Source organism: Streptomyces sp. NPDC058664 (assembly GCF_042716635.1).
In the GTDB taxonomy this organism is placed as follows: Bacteria; Actinomycetota; Actinomycetes; order Streptomycetales; family Streptomycetaceae; genus Streptomyces.
Genome location: NZ_JBHXRW010000143.1, coordinates 1 through 4,798, shown reverse-complemented (window position 1 = coordinate 4,798; position 4,798 = coordinate 1). Strand labels below are relative to the sequence as shown.

1 protein-coding gene is annotated in these 4,798 nt (G+C 75.5%); it reads left to right on the top strand.

From position 1 onward, the window contains the following. Positions 1 to 4,798: type I polyketide synthase (locus ACFWUY_RS40585; RefSeq protein WP_384121817.1), on the top strand; the 4,798-nt coding region annotated here is incomplete at both ends.

Sequence of the window (4,798 nt, the reverse complement as noted above, 5' to 3'; positions counted from 1 at the left end):
TCATCTCCACCCTCACCGGCACCCTCGCCACACCCGAAGAACTCACCACCCCCGACTACTGGACCCGCCACATCCGCGAAACCGTCCGCTACCACCACGCCGTCGAGACCCTGCGGAGCCTCGGCACGGACCGGACGCGGGTGCTGGTCGAGCTGGGCCCCGACGCCGCCCTGAGCGCGAGCACTCCGGGCGCCCTGCCCCTGCTGCGCCGGAACCGCGACGAGCGGACGACGTTCCTGACCGCGCTCGCCACCGCGCACGCCCACGGCGTCGCCCTCGACCGGTCCGTGCTGTATCCCGGTCGGCCCGCGCACCCGGGCGACCTGCCCACGTACGGCTTCCGTCGCGAGCGGCACTGGCTCACCACGCCCACCACCGTGGACTCCCCGGGCCTCCTGGGGCTGACGGGGCTGCCCCCGGTCGGCCACCCGCTGCTGGGCTCGCGGATCGAGCTGGCCGAGGACGGCGGCCTGGTCCTGCCCGGCCAGATCTCGACCGCCACCCACCCGTGGCTGGCGGACCACCGGATCGCGGGCCGGGTCCTCGTACCCGGCACCGCCTTCCTCGACCTGGTCCTGACCGCCGGTGAGCAGGCCGGCGCCCCGAGGGTCGAGGAACTGACCCTGGAGGCCCCGCTCGTCCTGGCCGGGGACGCGCCGGTACGCCTGCAACTGGCGGTCGGGCCCCCCGACGAGCACGGCGCACGTGCCCTGTCCGTCCACTCCCGTGTCTCGGACGTGGAGGACGACGTGGTGTCCGGCGCCGGCTCGGACACGTGGATCCGGCACGCGACCGCGCTGCTGACCTCTGCCCGTGCCTCCGCACCCGATGCCGAAGGGGCCGGTTCGTGGCCGCCGCAGGGCGCCGAGCCCGTGGATCCGACCGCGCTGTACGAGGAGCTGGACGCCCTCGGATACGGCTACGGCCCCGCCTTCCGGGGTGTCCGCGCCGGCTGGCGACGCGGCGGCGAGCTGTACGCCGAGCTGGCGCTGCCGGAAACGGACGCGCACACGGACACGTATACGACGAGTCGGGGGAGCCTGGAGCCGGACGGGTTCGCGGTCCATCCCGCGCTGCTCGACGCCGCCCTGCACCTGTCGGTCGTCCGCGCGGTCGGGGAGGCCGACGGCAGCGGCATGCCGCTGCCGTTCTCCTGGTCCGGGGTGGAACTCCACGCCACGGGCGCCTCGGTCCTGCGGGTGCGCTGGTCGGCGGACGGCCGCCTGACGGCCGTGGACCCGGACGGGCGACCGGTCCTGTCGGCCGACGCGCTCGCGCTGTTGCCCGTGGACCCGGCCCGGTGGGACGCGCCCGCCGGGCGGGCGCGTGATCTGCATCGGTTGCGCTGGGAGCCGGTCACCCCGGTGGCCCCGCCCGCCCGGGCCGACACCGTCGCTCTGGTGGACTCGGTCGCCGAGCTGGGGCCGGAGGTCCCGGCCGTGGTCGCGGTCCGGGTGCCGGCGGGCCGTGCGGCGGCCGGGCACGCCCTGGAACAGGTGCGCGCCTGGCAGGCCGAGGAGCGGTTCCGGGACGCGCGGCTGCTGCTGCTCACCCGGGGCGCGGTCGCCGCGGTCGACGGGGACGAGGTGGCCGACCCGTGGGCGTCGGCCGTGTGGGGGCTCGTACGGTCCGCCCAGTCGGAACTCCCGGACCGCTTCGCCGTGGCCGATGTCGACCTCGACCTCGACCTCGGCCTCGGCCTCGATCCCGATCTGGAGACGACCACGGACGGAGCGGAGGGAACGGACTGGCCCGGGATTCTGAGCACGGTCCACCAGTTGGGGTCCGCGTCACCGTCCGAACCCCAATTGGCGCTTCGGAACGGCAGGTTGCTCGCCCCGAAGCTGGTCCGGGCGGAGAGCGACCCGGCGGGGAGCGCCCCGGACGCGCCGACGCTCGTCGGGTCGGCCGGGATCGCGCACCGCACCGTGCTCGTGACCGGCGCGACGGGCGCGCTGGGGCGGCTGTTGGCCCGGCACCTCGTCGAGCGGCACGGCGTACGGCACCTGTTGCTGCTCAGTCGTTCCGGCGGGGCGGCTCCCGGGGCCGACGAGCTGCGGGCCGAGCTGGCCGCGGCCGGGGCGGAGGTGGAGTTCGCGGCCGTGGACGTCACCGACCGGGCGGCGCTGGCACGGGTGGTCGGGTCCGTACCCGAGGAACGCCCGTTGGGGGCGGTGTTCCATCTGGCCGGGGCGCTGGACGACGGCACGCTGGCGTCGCTGACCGGTGAACGCCTGGACGCCGTCCTGCGGCCCAAGGCCGACGCCGCTCTCCACCTGCACGAGCTGACGGCCGGCCTGGACCTGTCCGCCTTCGTCCTCTTCTCGTCGGTCAGCGGGATCGCCGGCACGGCGGGGCAGGCCAACTACGCCGCCGCCAACGCCGTCCTGGACGCTCTCGCGGAGCGGCGGCGGGCCGCCGGGCTGCCGGGCGTCTCCCTCGCCTGGGGCCTGTGGGACACCGGGGACGGCATGGCGGGCGGACTGGACGCGGCGGAGCGGGCGCGCTGGGCGCGGTCCGGCTTCACGCCGCTGACCGGTGACGAGGGGCTCGCCCTGCTCGACGCGCTCCCGGCCGACGCGGCGGGCGCCCTCGTCCCCGTACGGCTGGACACGGCGGCCCTGCGCGAGCGGGCGGCGGGCGGACCCCTGCCGGCCCCGCTGCGGCACCTGGTGCGGACACCCCTGCGCCATGCCTCGGCGGGAACGACCGCCGGACGGACCACCGGGCGGACGGGTGGAGGGACGGGCGGCGCGGAGTCCTGGGCCGGGCGGACCGGCGCGTTGCCCCCGGCCGAGCGCGACCGCGCGGTCGCCGAACTCGTCCGGACCACCGTCGCCACCGTCCTCGGCCATGCCACGTCCGTGTCGATCGACGCCTCCCGGGCCTTCCGGGACCTGGGCTTCGACTCGCTGACCGGCGTGGAGCTGCGCAACCGCCTGAGCTCGCTCACCGGTCTGCGCATTCCCGCGACCGCCGTCTTCGACCACCCGTCCCCCGAGGCGCTCGCCGCGTTCCTGGTGGGGCTGCTGCCGGGCGGCTCCGGGCACGGGGCGACCGGTCCGGACGCGTCCGCGCCGGTCGCGACGCCCGTCGCGGTCTCGGACGATCCCGTCGTGATCGTGGGGATGGCCTGCCGTTACCCGGGCGAGGTGGGCTCTCCGCAGGAGCTGTGGGAGCTGGTGGCCTCGGGCACCGACGCGATCGGCCCCTTCCCCGCCGACCGGGGCTGGGACCTGGCCGGACTGTACGACCCCGACCCCGACCACATCGGCACGTCGTACGCCCGGGAGGGCGGATTCCTGTACGGGGCCGCCGAGTTCGACGCCGAGTTCTTCGGGATCAGCCCGCGCGAGGCCACTAGCATGGACCCGCAGCAGCGGCTGCTCCTGGAGACGGCCTGGGAGACCTTCGAACGGGCGGGCATCGACGCCGGAGCCGTGCGCGGAAGCCGGACCGGGGTGTTCGCGGGGGTCATGTACAACGACTACAGCGCGCGGCTGGCCAGGACACCGCAGGAGCTGGAGGGCTACGTCCTCACCGGCAACACGGCCAGCGTGGTGTCCGGCCGGCTGGCCTACACCTTCGGTCTGGAAGGCCCTGCGGTCACCGTCGACACCGCGTGCTCGTCCTCGCTCGTGGCCCTGCACCTCGCCGCGCAGGCACTGCGCAACGGTGAGTGCGACCTCGCCCTGGCGGGCGGTGTCACCGTGATGGCACGGCCGGACACCTTCGTGGAGTTCAGCCGGCAGCGCGGGCTCTCCGCCGACGGGCGCTGCAAGTCGTTCGCGGCGGGTGCGGACGGGACCGGCTGGTCGGAGGGTGTCGGCCTGTTGCTGGTGGAGCGGCTCTCGGACGCCCGTCGCAACGGGCACCGGGTCCTGGCCGTCGTCCGTGGTACGGCGGTCAACCAGGACGGCGCGAGCAACGGGCTGACCGCGCCCAACGGGCCTTCGCAGGAACGTGTCATCCGCCAGGCCCTGGCCACCGCCGGACTCACCGGCACGGACGTCGACGCCGTCGAGGCGCACGGCACCGGCACCCGGCTCGGCGACCCGATCGAGGCACAGGCCCTGCTGGCCACCTACGGCCAGGACCGGCCGGACGACCGGCCGCTGTACCTGGGCTCCCTGAAGTCCAACATCGGACACACCCAGGCCGCGGCCGGCGTCGGCGGCATCATCAAGATGGTCGAGGCCATGCGCCACGGCGTCCTGCCCGCCACCCTGCACGTCGACGAGCCGTCCCCGCACGTCGACTGGACGACAGGAGCCGTCGAACTCCTCACCCGGCCCCAGGAGTGGACCACCCGGGACGGTCACCCGCGCCGCGCCGCCGTCTCCTCCTTCGGCATCAGCGGCACCAACGCCCACGTCATCCTGGAACAAGGACCGGATCCGGACGCGGAGCCGGTCCCGGAGCCTGAGGTGGAACCGGGCACGGCGCTCCTCGCGCTGTCCGCGCACTCCCCGGAGGCCCTTCGGGCGCAGGCAGGTCGTCTGTCGGCCCACCTCGACGCCCGGCCGGACACCGCCCGGCGGGTCGCCGCTCGGGTCCTGGCCACCGGACGGGCCACGCTGCCCCACCGCGCGGTCGTCCTGGCCGAGGAGCGGGAGCCCGCACTCGCTGCGCTGGCCGCTCTGGAGGCCGGCGGAGAGCACCCGTCGGTGGTGCGCGGTGTCGCGGAAGGCGAGCTCCGCGCCGCCTTCCTGTTCACCGGTCAGGGCAGCCAGCGGGCGGGCATGGGACGCGAACTGCACGAGCGGTACGAGGTGTTCGCCGCCGCCTTCGACGAGGC